The sequence below is a fragment of the Azospirillum oryzae genome, from assembly GCF_900177515.1.
In the GTDB taxonomy this organism is placed as follows: domain Bacteria; phylum Pseudomonadota; class Alphaproteobacteria; order Azospirillales; family Azospirillaceae; genus Azospirillum; species Azospirillum oryzae_A.
In genome coordinates this window covers 2,434,907-2,456,618 of the sequence record NZ_FXAK01000007.1, presented here as the reverse complement: position 1 = coordinate 2,456,618, position 21,712 = coordinate 2,434,907, and the positions used below count along the sequence as shown (strand labels likewise).

21 protein-coding genes are annotated in these 21,712 nt (G+C 70.6%); 14 read left to right on the top strand and 7 right to left on the bottom strand.

What is annotated here, in order from left to right:
* Nucleotides 1-183: 183 nt before the first annotated feature.
* The 6 genes from B9N97_RS24075 (at nucleotide 184) to B9N97_RS24050 (ending at nucleotide 6,967) form a co-directional block, all read left to right on the top strand.
* The gene (locus B9N97_RS24075) at nucleotides 184-1,059 is read left to right on the top strand and encodes a branched-chain amino acid ABC transporter permease (RefSeq protein WP_085090203.1); all 876 of its coding nucleotides are present in this window, start codon (nucleotides 184-186) and stop codon (nucleotides 1,057-1,059) included.
* Between the two features lie 13 nt (nucleotides 1,060-1,072).
* Entirely contained in the window at nucleotides 1,073-2,020 is a 948-nt protein-coding gene (locus B9N97_RS24070; RefSeq protein ID WP_085090202.1) for a branched-chain amino acid ABC transporter permease, read from the top strand.
* A complete protein-coding gene (locus B9N97_RS24065; RefSeq protein WP_085090201.1) occupies nucleotides 2,017-2,841 on the top strand; it encodes an ABC transporter ATP-binding protein in 825 nt (274 codons plus the stop codon). Before B9N97_RS24070 ends, B9N97_RS24065 begins: the two co-directional genes overlap by 4 nt.
* A gap of 14 nt (nucleotides 2,842-2,855) precedes the next feature.
* Nucleotides 2,856-3,560 carry an ABC transporter ATP-binding protein gene (locus tag B9N97_RS24060; RefSeq protein ID WP_085090200.1) on the top strand — a complete coding sequence of 235 codons (705 nt, stop codon included), beginning with the start codon at nucleotides 2,856-2,858 and terminating at the stop codon, nucleotides 3,558-3,560.
* A 50-nt stretch (nucleotides 3,561-3,610) separates the two neighbouring features.
* Nucleotides 3,611-4,261 carry a maleylacetoacetate isomerase gene (gene maiA / locus B9N97_RS24055; protein WP_085090199.1) on the top strand — a complete coding sequence of 217 codons (651 nt, stop codon included), beginning with the start codon at nucleotides 3,611-3,613 and terminating at the stop codon, nucleotides 4,259-4,261.
* Between the two features lie 156 nt (nucleotides 4,262-4,417).
* On the top strand, nucleotides 4,418-6,967 hold the full coding sequence (locus B9N97_RS24050) for a hybrid sensor histidine kinase/response regulator (protein WP_085090198.1): 2,550 nt from the start codon (nucleotides 4,418-4,420) through the stop codon (nucleotides 6,965-6,967).
* A 9-nt stretch (nucleotides 6,968-6,976) separates the two neighbouring features.
* On the opposite strand, the gene B9N97_RS24045 is transcribed toward B9N97_RS24050, so the two are convergent.
* Nucleotides 6,977-7,927: a DMT family transporter gene (locus tag B9N97_RS24045; protein ID WP_085090197.1), complete on the bottom strand. Its 951-nt coding sequence runs from the start codon at nucleotides 7,925-7,927 to the stop codon at nucleotides 6,977-6,979.
* 193 nt (nucleotides 7,928-8,120) lie between these two features.
* Here B9N97_RS24045 and B9N97_RS24040 point away from each other — a divergent pair, with 193 nt between their 5' ends.
* The 3 genes from B9N97_RS24040 to B9N97_RS24030 all read left to right on the top strand — a co-directional run bounded on the left by B9N97_RS24040 (nucleotide 8,121) and on the right by B9N97_RS24030 (nucleotide 9,935).
* Nucleotides 8,121-8,702 (top strand): hypothetical protein, encoded by a 582-nt coding sequence (locus B9N97_RS24040; RefSeq protein WP_085090196.1) that lies wholly within the window; start codon nucleotides 8,121-8,123, stop codon nucleotides 8,700-8,702.
* Between the two features lie 71 nt (nucleotides 8,703-8,773).
* On the top strand, nucleotides 8,774-8,974 hold the full coding sequence (locus B9N97_RS24035) for a hypothetical protein (protein WP_085090195.1): 201 nt from the start codon (nucleotides 8,774-8,776) through the stop codon (nucleotides 8,972-8,974).
* A 172-nt stretch (nucleotides 8,975-9,146) separates the two neighbouring features.
* The gene (locus tag B9N97_RS24030; RefSeq protein WP_085090194.1) at nucleotides 9,147-9,935 is read left to right on the top strand and encodes a cold-shock protein; all 789 of its coding nucleotides are present in this window, start codon (nucleotides 9,147-9,149) and stop codon (nucleotides 9,933-9,935) included.
* 27 nt (nucleotides 9,936-9,962) lie between these two features.
* Here the strand turns inward: B9N97_RS24030 and B9N97_RS24025 are convergent, their stop codons facing one another.
* The 3 genes from B9N97_RS24025 to B9N97_RS24015 form a co-directional block, all read right to left on the bottom strand.
* Complete coding sequence (locus B9N97_RS24025; RefSeq protein WP_085090193.1) at nucleotides 9,963-10,229, bottom strand: DUF2934 domain-containing protein; 267 nt, start codon at nucleotides 10,227-10,229, stop codon at nucleotides 9,963-9,965.
* A 36-nt stretch (nucleotides 10,230-10,265) separates the two neighbouring features.
* Nucleotides 10,266-10,700, bottom strand: coding sequence for a CBS domain-containing protein (locus tag B9N97_RS24020; RefSeq protein ID WP_085090192.1), 435 nt, complete (start codon nucleotides 10,698-10,700; stop codon nucleotides 10,266-10,268).
* A 110-nt stretch (nucleotides 10,701-10,810) separates the two neighbouring features.
* Entirely contained in the window at nucleotides 10,811-11,482 is a 672-nt protein-coding gene (locus B9N97_RS24015) for an NnrU family protein (RefSeq protein ID WP_085090191.1), read from the bottom strand.
* Between the two features lie 151 nt (nucleotides 11,483-11,633).
* Between B9N97_RS24015 and B9N97_RS24010 the strand changes: the two genes are divergently transcribed.
* From B9N97_RS24010 to B9N97_RS24000, 3 genes are all read left to right on the top strand, one after another.
* The gene (locus tag B9N97_RS24010; protein WP_085090742.1) at nucleotides 11,634-12,284 is read left to right on the top strand and encodes a DedA family protein; all 651 of its coding nucleotides are present in this window, start codon (nucleotides 11,634-11,636) and stop codon (nucleotides 12,282-12,284) included.
* Nucleotides 12,285-12,436: 152 nt separating this feature from the next.
* Nucleotides 12,437-12,973, top strand: coding sequence for a DUF4398 domain-containing protein (locus B9N97_RS24005; protein WP_085090190.1), 537 nt, complete (start codon nucleotides 12,437-12,439; stop codon nucleotides 12,971-12,973).
* Entirely contained in the window at nucleotides 12,970-13,740 is a 771-nt protein-coding gene (locus B9N97_RS24000) for an OmpA family protein (protein WP_085090189.1), read from the top strand. Before B9N97_RS24005 ends, B9N97_RS24000 begins: the two co-directional genes overlap by 4 nt.
* A 45-nt stretch (nucleotides 13,741-13,785) precedes the next feature.
* Here the strand turns inward: B9N97_RS24000 and B9N97_RS23995 are convergent, their stop codons facing one another.
* Complete coding sequence (locus B9N97_RS23995) at nucleotides 13,786-15,447, bottom strand: phospholipase D-like domain-containing protein (RefSeq protein WP_085090188.1); 1,662 nt, start codon at nucleotides 15,445-15,447, stop codon at nucleotides 13,786-13,788.
* A 363-nt stretch (nucleotides 15,448-15,810) separates the two neighbouring features.
* Here B9N97_RS23995 and B9N97_RS23990 point away from each other — a divergent pair, with 363 nt between their 5' ends.
* Nucleotides 15,811-16,233 carry a hypothetical protein gene (locus B9N97_RS23990; RefSeq protein ID WP_085090187.1) on the top strand — a complete coding sequence of 141 codons (423 nt, stop codon included), beginning with the start codon at nucleotides 15,811-15,813 and terminating at the stop codon, nucleotides 16,231-16,233.
* A gap of 137 nt (nucleotides 16,234-16,370) precedes the next feature.
* On the opposite strand, the gene B9N97_RS23985 is transcribed toward B9N97_RS23990, so the two are convergent.
* On the bottom strand, nucleotides 16,371-17,114 hold the full coding sequence (locus B9N97_RS23985; RefSeq protein WP_085090186.1) for a gamma-glutamyl-gamma-aminobutyrate hydrolase family protein: 744 nt from the start codon (nucleotides 17,112-17,114) through the stop codon (nucleotides 16,371-16,373).
* 10 nt (nucleotides 17,115-17,124) lie between these two features.
* Nucleotides 17,125-18,159 carry an amidoligase family protein gene (locus tag B9N97_RS23980; RefSeq protein WP_085090185.1) on the bottom strand — a complete coding sequence of 345 codons (1,035 nt, stop codon included), beginning with the start codon at nucleotides 18,157-18,159 and terminating at the stop codon, nucleotides 17,125-17,127.
* A gap of 362 nt (nucleotides 18,160-18,521) precedes the next feature.
* On the opposite strand from B9N97_RS23980, the gene B9N97_RS23975 reads away from it, so the two are divergent.
* The gene (locus B9N97_RS23975; protein WP_085090184.1) at nucleotides 18,522-21,671 is read left to right on the top strand and encodes a PAS domain-containing protein; all 3,150 of its coding nucleotides are present in this window, start codon (nucleotides 18,522-18,524) and stop codon (nucleotides 21,669-21,671) included.
* Nucleotides 21,672-21,712 lie beyond the last annotated feature (41 nt).

Sequence of the window (21,712 nt, the reverse complement as noted above, 5' to 3'; positions counted from 1 at the left end):
CTCTCTGACGGGCGCAGCGTCCCTCTCCCGCCCCGGGAGAGGGAGGGGACCCGCCGCAGGCGGGGAGGGTGAGGGGTGATCCAAACATGGATCCCTGATCCTTGCCGCACCCTCACCCTTCCCATGCTGCGCATGGGCCCCTTCCCTCTCCCGGGGCGGGAGAGGGAGTTTTGGAACCCAACGATGTTCGCGGAACTGCTGCAATATCTGCTGTCGGGGCTGACCATCGGCGCGATCTATGCGCTGGCGGGGCTCGGCTTTTCGATCATCTACAACGCCAGCCATGTCATCAACTTCGCCCAGGGCGAGTTCATCATGATCGGCGGCATGGCGTCGGCCACCCTGACTGCGTCGGGCGTGCCGCTGCCGCTGGCGATCCTGATCGGCTGCGGCGGCGCCATGCTGGTCGGCGTGGCAGTGGCGAAATTCGCGGTCGAGCGCGCCCGCAACGCCTCCACCGTCACCCTCATCATCATCACCATCGGCGCCTCGATCTTCCTGCGCGGCGTGGCGGAGCTGGTCTGGGGCAAGGATTTCAAGCGGCTGGACGCCTTTTCCGGCGAGACGCCGATCCAGGTCCTCGGCGCCTCGATGCAGCCGCAGTCGCTGTGGGTGGTGGGGACCGCGGCGGTGCTGATCGTCGCCATCGGCCTGTTCTTCAACCGGACCCTGACCGGCAAGGCGATCCTCGCCACCTCGCACAACCGGCTGGCCGCACAGCTGGTCGGCATCGACGTGAAGCGGGTGGTGCTCGCCTCCTTCGCGCTGTCGGCGGCGCTGGGTGCCGTCGGCGGCGCGGTGGTCGCCCCCATCACCTTCTCCTACACCGAGATGGGCATCATGCTGGGGCTGAAGGGCTTCACCGCCGCGGTGCTGGGCGGGCTGGGGAACGGGCCGGGCGCGGTGGTCGGCGGCGTGATCGTCGGGGTCGCCGAGGCGCTGGGCGCCGGCTACATCTCGTCGGCCTACAAGGATGCCATCGCCTTCGTCATCATCCTGGCCGTCCTTCTCTTCATGCCGAACGGGCTGTTCGGCAAGCGCGGCACCGAACGGGTGTAAGGACTTATCTCCGATGAACACACTCCTTCACGGGCGGCTGACCGGGCTTCTGGCACTGGGCGCGGTGATCGCGGTCCTGCCGGCCTTCCTGCCCAACAACTTCTATCTCGACATCGCCATCCTGGCCGGCTTCAACGCCGTGGTCTGCGTCGGGCTGAATTTGCTGATCGGTTATGCCGGGCAGATCAGCCTGGGCCATGCCGGCTTCTTCGGCATCGGCGCCTATGCCTCGGGCGTGCTGGTCGGCGTTTATGGCTGGCCGCCGATCCTGGCGCTGCTGACCGGCGCCGTGGTGGTCGGGCTGCTGGCCTTCCTGGTCGCCAAGCCGATCCTGCGGCTGAAAGGGCATTACCTTGCCATGGCGACGCTGGGCATCGGCATCATCGTGTCGATCGTGCTGCGCACCGAAAGCGGGCTGACCGGCGGTCCCGACGGGATGATGGTGGAGCCTTTCAAGATCTTCGGCTTTGAGCTGTATGGCGAAAAGGTCTGGTACTGGGTGGTCGGCGTGCTGCTGGTCGGCGTGGTCTGGCTGTCCTTGAACCTGATCGACAGCCCGATGGGCCGGGCGCTGCGCGCCGTCCACGGGTCGGAGGTGGCGGCCGAGGTGGTCGGCGTCGACACCGCCCGCTTCAAGGTGCTGGTCTTCGTGGTCTCGGCGGTGTTCGCCAGCGTGGCCGGCAGCCTGTTCGCCCACTACACCGGCCTGATCACCCCGGCCAAGGCCGACTTCTTCAAGTCGATCGAGCTGGTGACCATGGTGGTGTTCGGCGGCATGGCCTCCACCTTCGGCGCCGTCGTCGGCGCCGTGGTGCTGACGCTGCTGCCGCAGGCGCTGACCGTCTTCCAGGATTACCAGCAGATCGTGCTGGGCGGCATCCTGATGGCGACGATGGTGTTCATGCCCAAGGGCCTCCTCCCCACCCTGGCGGCGCTGCTCCCGGCGCGGAGGCGGGCATGAAGATGCTGGCGACCACGGATCTTTCTCCCGACACCACGTCGCAGGCCCGCCGCGTCGGCCCGCCGATCCTGAAGGTGGAGCATCTGAGCCGCGAGTTCGGCGGCGTGCTCGCCATCGGCGATCTCAGCTTCACCGTCGCCGCCGGCGACATCCATTCGATCATCGGGCCGAACGGCGCCGGCAAGACCACGCTGTTCAACCTGGTGACCGGCGTCTACAAGCCGTCGGGCGGCCGGGTGCTGTTCGACGGGGCCGACGTGTCGGGCATGGCGCCCTACAGGCTGGCCGCGCGCGGCATGTCGCGCACCTTCCAGAACCTGCAGATCTTCTTCAACATGACGGCGCTGGAGAACGTCATGGTGGGGCGGCACCTGCACCTGAACACGCGGCTTCTGCCGGCGCTGTTCCGCTTCCCCTCGCTGGTGCGCAAGGACCGCGAGGCGAAGGACCGGGCGGCGCAGCTGATGACCGAGGTCGGGCTGGAGAAATACATCGATGCCGACGCGGCGGCGATGCCCTACGGCGCGCTGAAGCGGCTGGAAATCGCCCGCGCGCTGGCGTCGGAGCCGAAGCTGCTTCTGCTGGACGAGCCGGCGGCCGGCCTGAACGCCACCGAAAGCCGCGAGATCGACGAGGTCATCAAGACCGTCGCGGCGACCGGCGTCACCATCATCCTGGTGGAACACGACATGAAGATGGTGATGGGCATCTCGCATCGGATCACCGCGCTGAACCAGGGCCGCATGCTGGCCGAGGGCACCCCGCAGGAAGTGGCGGCCAACGCCGACGTCATCGCCGCCTATCTCGGCGCAGCACCGTAAGGGAGGCCCGGAGCATGCTTCTGGAGATCGAGGGCCTCAACAGCCATTACGGTCGCATCCACGCGCTGAAATCGGCCAGCCTGACCGTGCGGGAGGGCGAGCTGGTGGCGCTGGTCGGCGCCAACGGCGCCGGCAAGACGACGCTTCTGCGCACCCTGTCCGGCGTCCACCCCGCCAGCAGCGGGCGCATCACCTTCGACGGCTGCGACATCACCCGGATGAAGGCGTCGCGCCGCGTCGCCGAAGGGGTGGTGCAGGTGCCGGAGGGCCGGCAACTGTTCGGTCCGCAGAGCGTGGAGGACAACCTCCGTCTCGGCGCCTACCGCCGCGGCAGCGGCAAGCCGGACGACGACATCGACCGGCTGTACGAGATGTTCCCGGTGCTGAAGGTCAAGCGCGACCAGCCCGCCGGCACCCTGTCGGGCGGCCAGCAGCAGATCGTGGCCTTGTGCCGCGCGCTGATGGCGAAGCCGCGCCTGCTTCTGCTCGACGAGCCCAGCATGGGGCTGGCGCCGCTGCTGGTGGCCGAGATCTTCGACGCCGTGCAGCGGCTGAAGCGGGAGGGCACGACCATCCTGCTGGTGGAGCAGAACGCCCACGCCGCGCTGGCCATCGCCGACCGCGGCTATGTGATCGAGACCGGCGAGATCGTGCTGAGCGACAGCGGCGCCGCGCTGTTGAGCAACGAGCGGGTGCGGCAGGCTTATCTGGGGCTGTGATAGGCTCTGACGCAACACTATCGCCGCGACACATCAACGGACCCAAACCCGTGAAACTCCACACCTATTTCCGCTCCTCCGCCGCCTATCGCGTGCGCATCGCCCTGAACCTGAAGGGGCTGGCGCCGGAGCAGGCCTTCGTCCATCTCCGCCGGGGCGAGCAGGCCAAGCCGCCCTATTCCGACCTCAACCCGGAGCATCTGGTGCCGGCGCTGGAGGTCGACGGGCCGGACGGGCACCATGTGCTGACCCAGTCGCTCGCCATCATCGAGTATCTGGACGAGACGCACCCGACCCCGGCGCTGCTGCCGGCCGATCCGCTGGACCGGGCGCGGGTGCGGGCGCTGGCGTTGGCGGTGGCCTGCGACGTTCACCCGCTCAACAACCTGCGGGTGCTGAACCATCTGAAGACGATGGGCCACAGCCAGGAGGAGGTCGACGGCTGGTACCGGCACTGGATCGCCGTCGGGCTGACCGCGCTGGAGGCGCAGCTGGCCGGCGATCCGCGCACCGGACGCTTCTGCCATGGCGACGAACCCGGGCTGGCCGACATCCTGCTCGTGCCGCAGCTGGCGAACGCCCGCCGGCTCGACTGCCCGCTGGACGGCTATCCCACCCTGTTGCGCATCGACGGGGCCTGCCAGTCCCTGCCGGCCTTCGCCGCCGCCGCACCCGCCCGCCAGCCGGACGCGGAGGCCTGATCCGCCCCCGCGCGAGACTCAGGGCCGCCCTTTGTCCCCGGCAGATCACATCCCCGCCCGTTGGTGTTAGCGGTTTCGCGACACCCTTCCGTGGTATAGAGGTAACCGGAATCGGGTAGGGACGGCGGCCGGACGATGTTGGGCAACTTTTCTTCGATGGCGTACGACCTTGCCGAGAATATTGCGGCAAGCGCCTTCGTCGTTCTCGCCTACACCTTCCTGATCCGCCGTTCCGACGGCTGGGGGCTGAACACCCGCCAGATCGTCTTCGGCACGGTGATGGCGCTGACCGCCGTTTTCTCGATGGTCCACCCGATCCATATCGGGCCGGGCATCTTCATCGACGCGCGCACGCCGCTGATCGGGCTGAGCGCCCTGTTCGGCGGCCCGCTGTCCGCCGCCATCACCGCCGCGACGGTCGCCGGCTACCGCCTCTATCTGGGCGGGGCGGGTATGGAGGCGGGCGTTGCCAACGCGCTGCTGTCCTTCCTGACCGGCGTCGGCTTCGCGATGTGGGTGAAGCGGCGCGGCGTGGTCCTTGGTGCCGTGTCGTTGCTGGGCTTCGGCCTGCTGCTGACGCTGGTGTCGCTGCTGACCCTGCTGCTGCTGCCGACCCTGGATCTGGCGCTGCAGGTGGGGCAGCGCACCGCACCGCCGCTGCTGGCCATGGTCCCGCTCGGCACCCTGTTCCTGGGCGGCCTGCTGCTGCGCGAGCAGCGCCAGCACGATGCCGAGCGGCGGCTGGGCGAGAGCGAGGCGCGTTACCGCCTGCTGGCCGACAATGCCACCGATATGATCCTGGAGATGAAGGCGGACGGGGCGGTGCGTTACCTGTCGCCGTCGGTGCGCGACATCCTGGGCCATGATCCGGCGGAGATCGTCGGCCGCGCCCCGGCAACGCTGCTGCACCCCGACGATGTGGAGAGTGCCGCGACGGCCTTCGCCGGCATGAATCCGGGATCGCCTCCCGTCACCTTCACCCATCGGCTGCGCCACCGCGACGGCCATTACCTGTGGGTCGAATCCAGCATGCGCCCGACGGTCGGGGCCGACGGCGAGTTCGTGGTGGTCGGCGTCGTCCGCGACGTGACCGAGCGCAAGCGCCAGGAGGAGGAACTGTCCGCCGCCCGCGCCGAGGCGGAGGCGGCCAACCGCGTGAAGTCGGAGTTCCTGGCCTCGATGAGCCACGAGATCCGAACGCCGCTGAACGGCGTCATCGGCTTCGCCGACCTGCTGCTGGGCACCGACCTGTCGGCCGAACAGCGCCAGTATGTGGCGCTCCAGCGCGAGGCCGGGCGCGGGCTGCTGGCGATCATCGGCGACATCCTGGATTATTCGAAGATCGAGGCCGGCAAGCTGGAGCTGGAGGAACGCGCCTTCGACCTGCACCGGCTGCTGCGCGACTGCCGCGACCTGATGAGCAACGCCGCCTCGCAGAAGGGGCTGCTGCTGCAGCTGTCGCTGGGCGGCACGGTGCCGCATTTCGTCCATGGCGACGAGGCGCGCATCCGCCAGATCCTGCTGAACCTCGTCGGCAACGCGGTGAAGTTCACCGAACGCGGGTCGGTTCTGGTCTCGGCCGGGCTGCTGTCGGGGGAAGGTGGCGACGGCGGGGCGCCGGTCCTGCTGCGCTTCTCCGTCAGCGACACCGGCCCCGGCATCACGTTTGCCGAACAGGCCAACCTGTTCCAGCGCTTCAGCCAGGGCGACCGCTCCACCACCCGGCGCTATGGCGGCACCGGGCTCGGCCTCATCATTTCGAAACAGCTGTCGGAGCTGATGGGCGGGCGGATCGGCGTGCAGAGCAGTCCGGGCGTCGGCAGCACCTTCTGGTTCGAACTGCCGCTGCCGGTCGCCGCCGCACCGGGGCTGGCCGCCGAACGCCGGGAGGCTGCGGCCACGCGCTGCGCCCGCATCCTGCTGGCCGAAGACGTGCCGATGAACCAGATCGTCACCTCCTCCATCCTCTGCAAGGCCGGTCATACGGTCGAGGTGGTGGAGGACGGCGTGCTGGCGGTCGAGGCGATGCGCAAGGGGGAGTTCGACCTTGTCCTGATGGACATGCAGATGCCACGCATGGACGGCTTGCAGGCGACCGCGGCGATCCGTCAGCTTGGCGGACGGCGGGGTATGGTGCCCATCATCGCGCTGACCGCCAATGCGCTGACCGATCAGCTGCAGCTTTGCCTGGATGTCGGCATGAACGACCATGTGACCAAGCCGATCGAGCGCGACACCCTGCTGACGGCGGTCGACCGCTGGCTCGACGCCGGGGCGGAGGACGCCCTGGACGACGCGGCGGTGCTGGCCGGCGTGGCCCCGGTCTCCGACAATCCGCCGGTGCTGAACCTCGCGACGCTGGAAACGCTGGCCGAAACGCTGGGCGCCGAGGTGCTGCCCCGCTTCGTCAACGGAACGCTGGCCGAACTGGCCCTGCGCGCCGACCGCATCAGCGAGGCGGAGTCGGCGAAGACGGCGGCGGCCGACGCCCACGCCATGGTGTCGCTGGCCGGCAATGTCGGCCTGCTGGAACTGTCGCGCATCGCCCGCAGGCTGCAGCATGCCTGCGAGCAGGATCGGCCGGACGCGCCGATGCTGAAGGCCGAGTTGCGCGACGCCGTCAACCGCGCCTCCGCCGCGCTTCAGGCGGCGCTGCCTACCCTGGGCGTGGCGGCCCTGGGCGTGGCGGTGGAGACGGCGCGCTGAGGCCGCTGCTTACCGGTTGACGATCAGGGCGACGCCGGCCACGGCGACCGCGGCGCCGACCCAGGCGCCCAGCGCCGGGCGCTGGCCCGTCAGAAGCCACATCATCGGCAGGATCAGGACGGGGCTGAGCGCCGACAGGGTGGCGACCACTCCGGCATTGCCGTGGGCCAGCCCGACCAGCAGCAGCGTCATCCCCAGCCCGACGCCCAGCAGCCCGTTGCCGGCGATCTGCAGCATCAGCTTCGGCGTCAGCCCGCGCGGCAGCAGCAGCCCGCCCAGCATCCCGCCGAACTGTCCGCCGGGCAGCCCGCCGCCGGCCATCGCCGCGCCGCCGCCGCGGAGCGCCGACAGGACGCCGATCGCCGTGAACATCAACGCCGCCGTGGTGACCCGCACCGCGGCGGAGGCGATCGGGTCGGCGCCCGCCGCCATCACCGGCTTGGCGATGATCGAGCCGGCGGCCTGCCCGACCGCCGCCAGCAGGCAGACCGACACGCCGGCCAGCAAGCTGCCCTGGATCGCCTCCCAGCTGTGGGTGGAGCCGGAGCGCAGAGCCACCGCCAGCATCACCCCCAGCGTGACCAGCGCCACGCCCAGGACGGTCCAGGGCCCCAGCGCCTCTCCCAGCAGGGCATAGGCGAGCAGGGCGGTCAGCGGCGCGTTGGCGGCGTAGATCACCACGTTGCGGCGCGGTCCCAGCCGGCTGAGCGACCAGAACAGCGCCATGTCCCCCACCACGATCCCCAGCAGCCCCGACAGCGCCAGCGTCAGCGCCGATCCCGTATCCAGCGTCTGCCAGCCGCCCATCAGCGTCGTGGCGATCAGCAGCGCGGTGGCGACGATGGTCAGCCGCACGCGGTTGAAGGCGATGGAGCCCAGCACCCGCACCGGTCCGATGGCGATCAGGCCGCCCGCGGCCCAGCACAGCGCCGCGCCCAGCGCGGCCATGTTGGCGATCATGATGGAAAAATGAACCGATGGTTGAGGAGGGGGAGCAGCACTCTACAGCCGCCACCCGCTGCCTGCGAAATGAGCAAGATGCATGGCCGGGCCGATCTTCCGTCCGTCCGCCGGAACCGCGCCCCGCCCCCTGCCGTTGAGTCGGTCGGAACCCGCCTCTTGTGGCATAGCCGATACGAGGAGCACGCGACCGATGCGGACAGATTTCATGAGGCTTGGCGCCGTCGCCCCCGTCGCCCTGCTCGTGGCGGCGGGGCTTCTCTCCGCCCGGCCGGCGGCGGCCCAGACCGGAGGGGCGGCCCCGGCGGGCTGCGCCGCGATGGTGGAGCAGTTCGCCGCCGACCAGGGCCTGTCGACCGAACCGCCGCCGGTCGCGGTTCCCGGCACCGCCGCGCCCGGCCTGTCCGGCTCCTCGCCGCGCGGGGAAGAGGGGTCGGGCGTCAGCAGCGGGGAGCTGGCGCAGTCCGGCGGCATGGTGGCGCCGCCCGCCGTCGGCGATCAGGCGGTGATCGAACCGCCGGCCATCGGCAGCAACATGCCGACCGCTCCTGCGGTCAGTCCGCAAGCGAATTCGCGCGCAAAGCCGGATAGCGGGCCGGGCGGCTCGGGCGGCGTCGACGGCATGATGGGGCAGGCGGCGCGGAACGCCCAACTGGAATCGCTGGTCACCGCCGCCCGCAGCGCCGCCCACGACGGCGACGAGACCCGCTGCATGAACAGTCTGAACGATGCCCGCCGGCTGTCGCGGACGGCACCCGGCGGCCATGGCGGCTGACCGGGCCGGCAGTTTTCCGATTTTCGCGGTTTTCCGATTTTCGCAGTTTTCCGATCTTCAAGGAGCGATGCATGACGTCAAGGCTTGGACCTTATCCGCCCGCGCCGCCGCGCGAACCGTCCGTGCCCGACGCGCCGCCGCCGGTGCCGGGCGATCCGTCGCGCCCGCCGCTGGGGGAGCCGCCGGGACCGATCCCGGTTCCGCCGCGCGAACCGCCGCCGGTTCCGGACCGCTTGGCTGCGGACAGTGTGATGGACCGCCTGATGGGCTGACGCCCGCCAGCGCGGCGTCACGAATGCGATTTCACACCCCGTCCGGCCTATTCGGAGCGGTCCCGACTTGCCAAGAGCGCCCGGACGGGCGATGTGTCAGGGGTTGGCGTCCGCCGGTCCAGAAGATGGCCGGCATGGGCGCCGCTTCTGTTTGCCGGAGTTCGGGTTTCCCATGCACAATCAGCCGCCCCGCAGCCACGTCTATCGCCAGCCCAACGTCGTCGCCACCCAGGTGACGGCCACCGTGAAATGGTTCAACCCCGAACGCGGCTACGGCTTCGTCAAGGTCGGCGACAGCGGCAAGGACGCTTTGCTGCCGGCCTCGCTCGTCGTTCCCGCCGGCCATACCACCCTGCCGGACGGCGCCACCGTCGTCGTCGACATCGTCGAGGACCGCAAGGGCCAGCAGGTCAGCGTCCTGCATTCCGTCGACCTCTCCACCGCGGCTCCGGCCCGTCCGCCGGCGCGCGACCGCGGATTTGGCGATCGGGGCGGCGACCGCGGCTTCGGCGACCGTGGCGATCGCGGGTTCGGGACGCGCCGCGATGCCGGCGGTCCGCGTGAGCGCAGCTTCGGTGATCGTGGGGGCGACCGCAATTTCGGTGATCGGGGCGGCGACCGTGGCGGCTTCCAGGGGCGCGGCCAGGATCGCGGGTATCAGGATCGGAGTTTCCAAGATCGGGGCCAGGATCGTGGCTTCCAGGACCGGGGCCAGGATCGGGGCCCGCGCCGGCCGCAGGCCAGCGGCCCGACCAGCGAGGTGGGCGCGACCGTGAAGTGGTTCAACGGCGGCAAGGGCTATGGCTTCGCGCAGCCTGACGACGGCGGGCGCGACGTCTTTATTCCCGCCCGCGCGCTGGAAAGCGCCGGCCTGCGTGGCCTGGACGACGGGCAGCGTGTGCGCATGACCATCCGCCAGGGCGAAAAGGGGATGGAAGCGGTCAGCCTCAAGATCGAGTGACCGCTTCCCCCGTTTCGTAACCGGTCGTCAGCTGTCCGACGGCACCGAGGATTGGCCCAGATGCGCCGCCGCCTCCCGCTGGTTGCGGGCGGCGACGTCATCCGGGACCGCCAGCCCGGCTTCCGGGCTGTTGACATGGGGGCCGCCGGAGTTGCGGCGGTCCTCCTCCTCGATCTCGCGCACGGCCTGCGCCCAATGATCGAGATGGCGGTGGTCGGGCCGCCCCTCCTGCTCCCAAAGCTGATAGGCCCGTTCACGGACCCGCGGGTCGTTGGGACCCAGAGTGTGTTCCATGATGGTCGGTTCCTGTTCTGAACGTGAAGGAGGCCGTCAGGTCCGGTCCGGCTGGGAGGGGGAGGAAATCCGCTCCAGCGCATCCTGAACCGCACGGTCGTTCTTGGCATCGGTGGCAAGGTCGCCCAGAGAGACGATGCCGGTCAGCCGGTCGTTGCGGTCCACCACCGGCACCCGCCGGACCTGCTGGCCGGCCATCAGTTCGGTCACGCTGCCGACCGGGTCGTCCTCGTAGCAATAGCGCGGGTTGGCGGTCATCACCTCCGACACCTTGCAGCGGTCGGGCTGCTTCCCGGCGGAAATCGCCCGGACGGTGATGTCGCGGTCGGTCACCACGCCGACAAGATCCCGCCCGTCGCAGACGGGGAGAATGCCGACGTTCAACTGGTCCATCAATTGCGCGGCCCGGCGGATGCTGTCGTCGGGCCGTACCGTCTGCACGTCGCGGGTCATGATCTCGCGGATTTTCATGCGGTGGCTTCCTGGCAGGGGGCGGTGGGCACAGTGGCGGAGGGCACGGTGGCGGAGGGGTGCGGTACTCCTGTCCCGTCCCCAACAGATGCGCCGGTCCGCCGTCCCGCTCAACCTACCCAGTAGAGTGGATCCACCCTGAAGAGCAGGGGGTGCAGCATCAGCATGCCCCCATAGGCGGCAAGCCCGCCGGCCAGCCGCGCCGGCCCCATCTCCGCCAGGCCGCGCAGCGCGCCGCGCCAGCCCTGCGGCCCCGCCAGCGGCAGCAGAGAGGTCTCGGCGCGGAAGGAGCGGCCGGCCGGGGTGCGGCGCAGCACGATCTCGTTCTTCACCAGTGCGAACAGGGCGATGGCCGCCATGGTGCCGAACAGCAGGACGCGGCGCCCGTCGCCGGTGGCATTCAGATGGGCAAGCGCCCACAGCAGCAGCGCCAGGCTGCCCGGCGCGCGGGTCAGGCGGTAGACGCCGCGCGGCGGGTTGGGCTCGCTCTGGCTGCCGAAGCGGGTGGTGACGCGGGCGACCAGCAGCAGGAAGACGATGGGCATCACCACGGCGACCAGCGGGGCCGCCCAGTCGAAGGGGGTGAACACCACCTCCCCGCCGTCGGCGGCGCGGTAGGCCAGCACGAACAGGGCCAGCGTGACCAGGGAGCCGACGGAATGGATCGTTGCGAAGCCGCCGCGGCCGAGCCGGGCGATCAGGGCGGGCCGCACCCCCGGCCAGGACGGCAGGGCATGGCTGAGGAACAGCAGGGCGGCGGCGAGGGTGAGGGATGCGGTCATGATGGAGACACTAAACCGTGGACGAACGCCCCCTGCCTTGATTGGGGTCAAGAAGACGGGAAATGGGGAACGCCCGCGCGGCCCGCGCGGTTCACAGGTGGAGACCGGCTCATCCCCCGACCTTTGTGGACCCCCGACCCCCGTGGACACCATGACCGAGTGGATCATCCAGATCGTGCAGCAGTTCGGCTATCTCGGCATCTTCCTGATGCTGATCCTGGCCCGCGTGCTGCCGCCGGTGCCGGCGGAGACGGTGATCCCGCTGGCCGGCATGGGCGCCGCGACGGGGGAGTTCAACCTGCTGCTGGTGGCGCTGGCCGCCGGCGCGGGCTCCGCCGTCGGGGAACTGATGTGGTATCTGCCGGCCCACTGGATGGGGCGCGAGCGGTTCGAGGCCTTCCTGCGCCGCCATGGCCATTGGCTGACGGTGAAGCCGGAGCAGGTCCACCGCGCCACCGAATGGTTCGCCCGGCGCGGCGGCCTTGCCGTGCTGCTGTGCCAGCCGCTGCCGGGGTTGCGCACGCTGATCTCCGTTCCCGCCGGCGCCTGCGGGCTGCCGATGGGGATTTTCCTGCTCTATGCCGCCGCCGGTGCGGCGCTGTGGTCGCTGGTGCTGGCCGCCACCGGCTATCTGGTGCGGGTGGGCTTCCCCTGGGTCGCCGACTGGATGGTGCCGGCGACGCTGGTGCTGTTCATCGTCCTGCTGGGGACCTATGTGCTGCGGCTGGTGCGCCACCGCCGTGACAACCGTCGGGAGGAACGCCGGGAGGCGCGCAGCGAGCTTCCAGGCGGTGGCGGCTGAGTTCCTGCGGAACCTTCTCCCCGCCTTGCGCGTTTGAGGCGCGAGACATCCCCGAAAGGACATGGCCCCAAAGGACGTCGTCCAGAAGGACATGGTCTTCCGGCCAGACCCCGGTTTCCGGCGTGAAGCCCGATCCGAAAGGAACCGATCCGATGACCCGCAAATCCGCAATGACGATCCGGTGGCGAGCCGCCGCCGTGCTGTCGGCGGCGCTCGGCATGGCCGCCTGCGCCTCCGACGTGCCGCCGCCCACCGCCCAGCTCGGCGCCGCGTCCCAGGCGGTGCAGGAGGCCGAGCGCGCCAACGCGCTGCAGTACGCTCCGGTGGCGCTGCAGAGCGCCCGCGACAAGCTGGCCGCTGCCGACAAGGCGATGCGTGCCGACGAACGGACCCGCGCCCGCCGCCTCGCCGAGGAGGCCCGCGTCGACGCCGAACTGGCGACGGTGACTTCGCAGCGCGCGGTGACGCAGCAGGCCGCCAGCGCGGTGGCCAAGTCCGCCATTCCCAACAGCTCGCGGTCGGCTGCCGCGCCGAACACGGCGCCGGTCTACAGCGGGTCGTCCGCGGGCGCGCCGCCGTACAGCGGGTCGAGCTACGGCACGCCCGCTCCGGCCGGCTCCCTTGGAACCAGTGGCGGGACCAGCGGCGGCAACAGCTGGGGCTACAGCTATCCGGAGGTGCGTCAATGACCGCGTTCGCTCCCCGCACCATCCTCGTGCTGGCCGGGCTGGGTCTCGGGCTTGCCGGTTGCGCCACCCAGCCGACCGACAGTGCCGCCCTGACCCAGGCGCGCCAGGACTACAGCCTCGCCGCCGCCAATCCGCAGGTCGCCGGCAACGCCCCGCTGCAGCTGCGCGACGCCGAGCAGGCGCTGCGCCGGGCCGAGGCGATGCGTGACCAGGGCGCCGACGCCGCCGAGGTCGACCATCAGGCCTACATCGCCAGCCGCCGGGTGCAGATCGCCCAGGAGACGGCCGGGGTGAAGGGCGCCCAGACCGTGGTCGCCAACGCCGACACCTACCGCCTCCAGGCCCGCAACACGGAGCTTGAGCAGCAGCTGCGCGACCTGCAGGCGCAGCGGACCGAGCGCGGGCTGGTCATGACGCTGGGCGATATCCTGTTCTCCACCGGCCGGGCGGAGCTGACCCCCGGTGCTTATGACCGGATCGACCGGCTCGCCAGCTTCCTGCAGGCGCAGCCCGGCCGCACCATCCGGATCGAGGGCCACACCGACAACACCGGCAGCGACGCCACCAACCTGCGCCTGTCGGAGGCCCGCGCCAACGCCGTGCGCGACGCGCTGACCGCCCGCGGCGTCTCGCCGTCGCGCATCGTCACCCAGGGCATGGGCGAGGCGCAGCCGGTCGCCAGCAACAGCAATGACGCCGGCCGCCAGCAGAACCGCCGCGTCGAAATCGTCATCTCCGACGACGGCAGGGTCGCGGAGACGCGGTAAGGGCTCCGCGCGTCCCCCTTCAGGTCCCCGCCCCCCGCGCAGGCGTCAGTCGCGCGGGGGGTGTTTCTTTGCCTGCATGGTCCGGAAGACGCCCCAGGCCCCGGCGGCCAGCCCGACCGTCAGCAATGCGGCGGCGCCGGCCCGCAGGGCGGAGCGCGGTGGCGAGGGCAAGCGCTTCCACGGCGCCCAGGCCTCGTCCGGGTCGTCCGGGTCGGCGATGCGCAGGGCGGCGAAAGCCTGTTCGGTCAGGCTGGGATCGCTGGCCGGCAAATCCGCCAACCGGCGGCCGGATTGCCGGCACAGCCGGTCGATGGCGGCCACCACGCTGCCGGTCCTCGCGATCTCCGCCTCCAGCCGGTCCTGCGCGATGCCCATATGCTCGGCCAGCAGGCGGTTGCGCACGCCCTCGATGGCGGCCCTCGCCCGGTCCCGCTCCGGTCCGTCCTCCTGCGGCGCCTCGATGGTCAGGTCGCATTCGGTGTCGTAGCCCATCGAGCGGTTGTTCAGGTTGGAAGACCCGATGCGCAGCAGCCGGCCGTCGACCGCCACCACCTTGGAATGGACGATCACCGGCTGGCCCTGCTCCGTCACCGGGGTCAGGGCACGCAGCCGGCCGAAGCGGTCGGCCTCGCGCAGGCAGCGCAAGGCGACCGAGCGCGGCGTGTCCATCGCCATGCGGTCGAACCAGCTCGGGCTTTCCATCGACACCACCAGCACCACCTCCGGCCCGTCGGGTTCGGCCAGACGGCGGGCCAGCGCCTCGGCGACGCGGGCGGAGGCGAAATACTGGTTCTCCAGATAGATCGTCCGCTCCGCCGCGGCGATGGCGGCGTAGGTTAGCGCCTCGCTCTCGCGGATCGCCGGCCGCTCGTCGGTCGCCGGCACGGTGCGCGACACGCCGACCTGTGCGTCGGTCAGTACCGGGTGGGCGCAGTCGGGCAGGGGGCAGTCCGGCCAGGGATCATGATCGGCGGAATCCGGATCGGAGGTTTCCATATCTGGAGGAGGGCAGGGTTCCAGCGCCTCGCCGGTGGCGCAGCGCCAGCGCTCCCGCGCCAGCTCGCCGAGCGCGCGGGCGGCATCGCCGTCGACCATCATCATCACGTCGTGGCGCGGGCCATAGGGCTCGCCGTTCGGACAGCGGCGGCGCGGGTCGTCGTCGCGATGCTCGGACGTGTCCCAGCGGTCGAAGGAAAAGTCGATCCCGCCGCAGAAGGCCAGCGCGTCGTCGATCACCAGCAGCTTCTGGTGCTGGGCGGCGCCGACCGGCAACTCGCCGTCCAGCCGGGCGGTCAGCCGGCGGCCGGTGCTGCGGTCCAGCCGTTCCAGCGGCTTGTGCGGGTGGTCCAGCGCGATGGGAAAGGGCATGTCCCATTTCAGCGCCCGCACATGCAGGCCGGCCTTCCTGCGCATCAGCCGGGCGAGGAAGCGGCCCAGCGTCTCCCGGCTGTCGGGATCGAGGCGCATGCGCGGGTCGATGTCCCAGCCGACCAGCAGGATCGACTGCCGCGCCCGCTCCATCGCGGCGCGGGCGGCGACGAAATAGTCGGCGCCGTCGACCAGCACCGCCACCCGCCCGGCCCGTTCCGTCCGCCAGCAGGTGAGACCGGGGCGGAGCACCGGCCCGGCCGCCGGCTGCGGCGGTTCGGGCTGGGAAGACGCAGGTTCGGAGGTGTCGGCGGGGAGGGCTGAGGAATTGAGCTTCATCGGGGCACGTCGACAGTGTGGGCGGCGGCATCGTGGGCGGCATCCGGCGCGAAGACGCGCATCGGAGGGAACGCCCGGGACCGTCCGCCTCGCGGCTTGAACCCCGGTGGAGCCCCGATGTTCCCGTTTCGCCGGCGGGGCGTCCGTATCTCGCCGAAGGAGACCGGTTCGGTACGCTTTTTGTCACCGGCTTCTCAAAAAAGAAAAGGCGAAGACCGAAACCAAGTCAGCGCTGCCCTGTTCTAAACCGATGAAAGACGCGAGGCCTGTGCCGGAAGTCGCGAGGCGGCTAGAGGCGCGGCAGTCGCCCCGTTTTGAAAGACGCCCGAATGCGAGGCGTTGCCACCATGAAGGAGTTCGAGGATGCGTAACCTGATGATCGGCGCCGTTTCAGCGGTTCTCCTGATGGCCGCACCGGCCATGGCCCAGACGGCTCAGTCGGGGAGCCCGGGCGCTGTCAAGAGCAGCGGCGCCTACGACACCGCTCCGGGCAGCAGCAGCAGCGGCTACACCGGCCCGGACGGCGTCGTCCGCACCGCGCCGGGCGCAACCACCTCGCCGTCGGCCGGTTCCTCGACCGGCGGCGTGGACATGCCGGGCACGTCCGGTTCGTCGGGCACCTACAGCAACGGCTCTGGCTCGTCGATGCCGGGCGTGACCACCGCGCCGTCGGGCATGGGCAACAACACCGGCAGCACCGTCCCGCGCGACAACCAGACCGCCACCGGCACCCACTGCCCGCCGGGCACCCCGAACTGCGGCCCGGACCAGGGCGGCAGCCAGTAACCTTCCGCATCGCGGCAGTTACCGCGGGCGCCCCGGAGCCATCCCTCCGGCGGCGCCCGCGTCGTTTTTGGGCATGACGAACGGGCGTGAGAGACCCGGTAGGGCATCAGGCGCGAGCGCGCCGTATCAGCCGGGCATCAGCCGGGAGCGCGGACCGAGCGGCGGGGCGGGGCCTCCGCGAAGTCGTCCAGCGGAGCGGTGCCGGCGGCGGTGGCGACCAGACGGCGGAACAGCGCCTGCTGGCGGTTGTCGGCGACCAGATATTCCGGATGCCATTGCACGCCGATCAGGAAGGGCTCGTTCGGCGCCTCGATGCCCTGGACGACGCCCGCACGTTCGCGGGCGACGACGCGCATCCCGTCGCCGACACGGTCCACCGACTGGTGGTGCAGGGCGTTCACCCGGCATTCGGCGATGCCGAGGATGCGGTAGAGCCGGCTGTCCGGTTCGATCCGGATGCGCTTGCGCGGCAGCACCGTGCGCATGTGCGGCGCCTCCTCGTACACCTCGTGGATGTCGACGTGGAGCGAGCCGCCGCGGTGGACGTTGATCATCTGCGATCCGCGGCAGATGCCCAGCACCGGCAGCGCGATCTTCGCCGCGCAGTCCAGCGCCCGCATCTCCAGCCGGTCGCGTTCGGGATCGATGCGGATGTGCGGGCGGGCGGATTCGCCGTAGAGCGAGGCGTCGATGTCGTCGCCGCCGCCGACCACCAGCGCGTCCAGCCGGTCGATGGGAAAGGGTGACTCGGCCGTGATGCGGACGGACGAGGCGCCGGCCCGCCACAGGGCCAGCCGGTTGGCCATGGCGGCGATGCGGCTGCCATGGATCGAGGCGGTGATGCCGACCAGCGGCCGGGACCTGCCGACGATGGATGCCATGGCGCGCCCCTCAGCCGGCCTGACGGGCGGAGTCGTCCAGGGCGCCGTCCTGGCCGGCGGCGCCACCCGGCGTCGAGTTGCGCAGGCTCGGATTGGCGGCAAGCAGCGCGTCGATGCGCTCGGCCCAGCCGTCCAATTGCTGCGCCTCGGCCGCGCGGCGGTAATCCGTGCCGAGACCGTCCAGCAGGGCGCGGTCGGCGGCCAGCCGCTCCACCGTCACCCAGCGGTTCCAGTCGGCGGCGAGCGACCAGCCGGGGTCGCTCAGCCGCGCGTTCGGCAGCCGGTAATGGAAGGTCGGGCGCGGGCGGACATGCGGGTCCTCCATCGCCGCGGCCAGCCGGTCGCGGTCGAGATGGGCGAACAGCGGGAACAGGTCCAGCTCGCGGTTGCGGGTGGGGTTGTCGGCCAGATAATCGTCGATCAGCCCGCCGAGATCGGGCCGGTATGCCGGATCGACCACCTTGGCGGCGTAGGGCGTCGGGAAGGCGGCGATGAAGCCGGACAGCCGCCGGGTGACGTCGACGCGGATCTCCCGCCGCAGCCAGGGGGCCAGCAGCAGGAAGGACTTCAAGGTGTCCAGCAGGTAATCGCCGTCGGTTCGCGCCACTTCCGGATTGAAATGCAGGCCGAAGGCGAAGAGCGGGCTGGCCTCCGTCCCGGCGGCCCCCAGCGCGCGCAGGCGGGCGACCATCTCCTCCAGTTCCGGCATCTGCTCCACCGTCACCGGCGGCGCGGCGATCTCGAAGGGCATCACCAGGCTGCCGATGTTGCCCCACAGCGGACGCAGCGGGTCGAGCATCGCCACCCCCCCCTTGCCGCTGTGGGCGGAGCGCATGTCCAGCTCCACCGTGAAGTCGCCGAGCCGGGTTCCCGTCACCAGACATCGGTGCGGGTTCTCGACGACGACCGTTCCACCGAACAGCCTGTGCACGCAGGCCGCGGCGGACGGCGCGTCCAGGTCGGCGAATTCAAGTTCCACCCCCACGCGGCGCGGCGTGCCCTGGGGAGTGGTGCGGAGCGGGGGGAGGAGGAAGGGTATGGTCATCGAAAGCCATCAACAGCGCATGCCCTGCGCTGTTCCCTCGCCCGGTCTTCGGCAAAAATCGGGGTTGCGGAAGTCGCCGTTCGACTTGCGTGCGGGAAATCGAGGAAGTGGTGCGGGCATACCCCTTTTGGCTTCAGCCGTCCGATGGTGGTATGTTTGGAGTTCGGATGTTAATGTCGCTCAATTACCGGCACTTTAGAGAAAATCTACCGACTTTCGTTCATGTCCTTCCGCTTATGCTGTGCCGCAGTTCTCTAAATTAACCGGCGCTTAACCATAAGTGCGTTAGCGATAGATGCGCGGCACGGTGGGGCGTCTGCTGTTCCATCCGGTCGGCTTCGCGGAGGAGCCTCGTCTACGCCATGACCCTTCTGGCACGCCTCTTCATCCTGGTCCTGCTCGCGGTGCTTCCGGCGATCGGGATCCAGATCTACAGCGTGCTCGAACAGCGGGCGGAGCGCGAGGCCGACGTCACGCTCCAGGCCGAGCGGCTGCTGCGTCAGGTGGAAAGCGAGCATTTCCGCATCATCGACAGTGCCCGCCTGATGGTCACGGCGGTGACGGAATCGCGGTTCCTGCGCCGGGGCGAGATCGAAAACTGCCAAGCCTATCTGGAGCGGCTGGCCGCCCGCTCCGCCGATTACCGGACCCTGTCGATCACCGACGCCGAAGGGCGCATCCTGTGCAGCGCCGACCCGTCGCGCATCGGCGCCTCGCTGGCCGCCCAGCCGCATTTCCGCCGGGCGATGGCCCAGGGGCGCTTTTCCGTCGGCGAATGGACGATCACCCACTCCGGCGACGCCAGCGGTGAATTGCCGGTGGCCGCTCCCTATGCCGATGCCGCCGGGCGGCGGGCCGGGGTGGTCGCGCTGTCGCTCGACGTGTCGCGGCTGGCCACCATGTTCGCCACCCGTCCGATGCCGGAGAACACCACCCTGACCGTTGCCGACCGCTCCGGCACCATCCTGGTCAAGTTGCCGGGCACGTCGGGCCGTCCGGGAGAACGGCTGCCGGCCAGCTATCTGCCGCTGCTGTCGGGCGCGGATGCCGGGCTGACGACGCTTCCCGGATTGGACAGCGTGCCGCGCATCCTGGCCTACTCCCCGCCGTCCGCCGGCATCCGCGACCTGTTCATCAGCGTCGGCGTCGATCGCAGCGCCGCGATGGGCGCGGTGGACCGCGCCACCCGCGACGGGTTGCTGATGACGCTGTCCGGCTTCCTGGTCGCCGCCGCCGCCGCCTGGATCGGCGGCACCCTGTTCATCCGCCGTCCAGTCGACGCGCTGGTCTGCGCCGCCCGCGACTGGAGCGAGGGCAAGACCGCCACCCGCGTCAAACTGTCCGACCGCTCGTCGGAGATCGGCCAGCTCGGCCACGCATTCGATACGATGGCCGACCGGCTGGAGGCGCGCGAAGCCGCGCTGCGCCAGTCGGAGAGCCACATCCGCGCCGTGCTGGACGCGCTGCCGGCCTTCGTCGGCGTGCTGACGCCGGACGGGGCGGTGGCCCAGGTCAACCGCGTCGCGGCCGACGCCGCCGGGCTGCCGGCCGCGCGCATCATCGGCCGTCCCTTCGACGAGATCTGCTGGCTGTCCTTCGACGATGCCGGGCGCGAGCGGCTGCGGCAGGCCCTGACGCTGGGGGCGGGTGGCCGCTCCTCGCGCTTCGACGCCGGGCTGCGGCTGGCGCCGGGGCGGGACACGGCAGGCCGCGAGACGGCCCTGCGCGAGATGACGGTGGACGTCAACCTGACCCCGATGGTCGACGCCGACGGCCATGTCACCCACCTGATCGCCACGGGCATCGACATCACCGAGCGCAAACGCACGGAGGAGGCGCTGCGCGTCGCCGAGGAGCGCGTGCGCACCGGCCTGCGCAATTCCGGCGTGGTGGTGTTCAACCAGGACCAGGATTTGCGCTACACCTGGGCGCATTCGGAATGGCTCGGCGTCGCTCCCGACGCGCTGATCGGCCGTACCGACGCCGACCTGTTCGACCATGGCGAGGATGCCGACGGCATGATGGCGCTGAAGCGCCGCGTGATGGACAGCGGTGTCGGCGCGCGGGAAGAGGTGCGCATCCGCAGCAAGGGCGAGGACCGCTTCTTCGACCTGACCGTCGATCCGCTGCGCGACCCCTCCGGCCGGGTGGAGGGCGTCACCTGCGCCGCGGTCGAGGTCACCGACCGCAAGAAGGCCGAGGCCGAGCTGCGCCGCGCGCGGGAGGAGGCCGATCAGGCCAACGAGGGCAAGTCGAAGTTCCTCGCCGCCGCCAGCCACGACCTGCGCCAGCCGGTGCAGTCGCTCTACCTCTTCACCGCGGCGCTGAGCGACCGGCTGCAGGGCAATCCGGCCCTGCCGATCCTCGACAACATCCGCCAGGGGCTGGACACGCTGAAGACGCTGCTGGACGGTCTGCTGGACATGTCGCGGCTGGAATCCGGCAAGATCGTCGCCACTCCGGTCGAGGTGCGTCTGAACCAGCTGCTCGGCCGGCTGGTCGCCGAATACGGCCCGCGCGCTGCCCAGAAGGGGTTGGAACTGCGCGCCGTGCCGACCCGCGCCTGGGTCCGCACCGATCCGGCCCATCTGGAACGCATCCTGCGCAACCTCGTCGAGAACGCGCTGCGCTACACCACCAAGGGCAAGGTGCTGCTGGGCTGCCGCCGGACGCCGTCCGGCATGCGGGTCGAGGTGTGGGACACCGGCAGCGGCATTCCCGCCGACCGGCTGGAGGACATCTTCGAGGAGTTCACCCAGCTGGGCGAGCGCAGCGAACGCGGCCTCGGCCTCGGTCTGGCGATCGTCAAGCGCCTGTCGCGCCTGCTCGGCCATCCGGTGACGGTGCGCTCGTGGGAGGGCCGGGGCTCGGCCTTCGCGGTCGAGCTGCCGCGGGTGATCCTGGGCGCTCCCAAGGGCAACTCCCGGAGCACGCCGCGTCCGGCCGGCGGCACCGCCGCCGCCGCTGCGACGCTGGCGCGCCACTCCGTCGCCAACGATGCCGCCGCGACCGCCGCCGCCAACGACCGCGGGCAGGCGATCAGCGCCATCACCAACGCCTTCGGCGGCGGACGGAGCGGCGGTGGGGCCGCGAAGGCGGGAGCGGCGACGATTGCCGCCCCGGCGGCCGGGGCCACTGCGGAAAAGGGCATGGTGCTGGTGATCGACGACGAGGCGATCATCCTGCTCGGCCTCAAGGCGATCCTGGAAGGCTGGGGCTATGACGTGGTGACCGCCAAGTCGGGCGATCAGGCGCTGGAGCGGCTGCGCGCCGACGGCCGCTGTCCGCAGATCGTGCTGGCCGACTATCAGCTCCAGCAGGGCCGCACCGGTCCGGAGGCGGTCAGTGCCGTCCAGACCATGCTGGGCCAGACGGTCCCCGGTATCATCCTGACCGGCGACACCAGCACCGAACGCCAGGAGGAGGCCGAGCGCCGCGGCTTCCGCATCCTGCACAAGCCGGTCTTCCCCAACGACCTGCGCCGCATGATGGCGAGCGCCGGGGCGGCGTGAGGGGGGGCCGCTGCGGGGTTGCCCCCACCCTCCCGCTTCGC

Excerpts from the sequence above, each read along its gene's own strand:
- B9N97_RS24075 (WP_085090203.1), top strand. The coding sequence starts at position 184 with ATGTTCGCGGAACTGCTGCAATATCTGCTGTCGGGGCTGACCATCGGC.
- B9N97_RS24070 (WP_085090202.1), top strand. The coding sequence starts at position 1,073 with ATGAACACACTCCTTCACGGGCGGCTGACCGGGCTTCTGGCACTGGGC.
- B9N97_RS24065 (WP_085090201.1), top strand. The coding sequence starts at position 2,017 with ATGAAGATGCTGGCGACCACGGATCTTTCTCCCGACACCACGTCGCAG.
- B9N97_RS24060 (WP_085090200.1), top strand. The coding sequence starts at position 2,856 with ATGCTTCTGGAGATCGAGGGCCTCAACAGCCATTACGGTCGCATCCAC.
- B9N97_RS24050 (WP_085090198.1), top strand. The coding sequence starts at position 4,418 with ATGGCGTACGACCTTGCCGAGAATATTGCGGCAAGCGCCTTCGTCGTT.
- B9N97_RS24045 (WP_085090197.1), bottom strand. The coding sequence starts at position 7,927 with ATGATCGCCAACATGGCCGCGCTGGGCGCGGCGCTGTGCTGGGCCGCG.
- B9N97_RS24040 (WP_085090196.1), top strand. The coding sequence starts at position 8,121 with ATGCGGACAGATTTCATGAGGCTTGGCGCCGTCGCCCCCGTCGCCCTG.
- B9N97_RS24035 (WP_085090195.1), top strand. The coding sequence starts at position 8,774 with ATGACGTCAAGGCTTGGACCTTATCCGCCCGCGCCGCCGCGCGAACCG.
- B9N97_RS24030 (WP_085090194.1), top strand. The coding sequence starts at position 9,147 with ATGCACAATCAGCCGCCCCGCAGCCACGTCTATCGCCAGCCCAACGTC.
- B9N97_RS24025 (WP_085090193.1), bottom strand. The coding sequence starts at position 10,229 with ATGGAACACACTCTGGGTCCCAACGACCCGCGGGTCCGTGAACGGGCC.
- B9N97_RS24020 (WP_085090192.1), bottom strand. The coding sequence starts at position 10,700 with ATGAAAATCCGCGAGATCATGACCCGCGACGTGCAGACGGTACGGCCC.
- B9N97_RS24015 (WP_085090191.1), bottom strand. The coding sequence starts at position 11,482 with ATGACCGCATCCCTCACCCTCGCCGCCGCCCTGCTGTTCCTCAGCCAT.
- B9N97_RS24010 (WP_085090742.1), top strand. The coding sequence starts at position 11,634 with ATGACCGAGTGGATCATCCAGATCGTGCAGCAGTTCGGCTATCTCGGC.
- B9N97_RS24005 (WP_085090190.1), top strand. The coding sequence starts at position 12,437 with ATGACCCGCAAATCCGCAATGACGATCCGGTGGCGAGCCGCCGCCGTG.
- B9N97_RS24000 (WP_085090189.1), top strand. The coding sequence starts at position 12,970 with ATGACCGCGTTCGCTCCCCGCACCATCCTCGTGCTGGCCGGGCTGGGT.
- B9N97_RS23995 (WP_085090188.1), bottom strand. The coding sequence starts at position 15,447 with ATGAAGCTCAATTCCTCAGCCCTCCCCGCCGACACCTCCGAACCTGCG.
- B9N97_RS23990 (WP_085090187.1), top strand. The coding sequence starts at position 15,811 with ATGCGTAACCTGATGATCGGCGCCGTTTCAGCGGTTCTCCTGATGGCC.
- B9N97_RS23985 (WP_085090186.1), bottom strand. The coding sequence starts at position 17,114 with ATGGCATCCATCGTCGGCAGGTCCCGGCCGCTGGTCGGCATCACCGCC.
- B9N97_RS23980 (WP_085090185.1), bottom strand. The coding sequence starts at position 18,159 with ATGACCATACCCTTCCTCCTCCCCCCGCTCCGCACCACTCCCCAGGGC.
- B9N97_RS23975 (WP_085090184.1), top strand. The coding sequence starts at position 18,522 with ATGACCCTTCTGGCACGCCTCTTCATCCTGGTCCTGCTCGCGGTGCTT.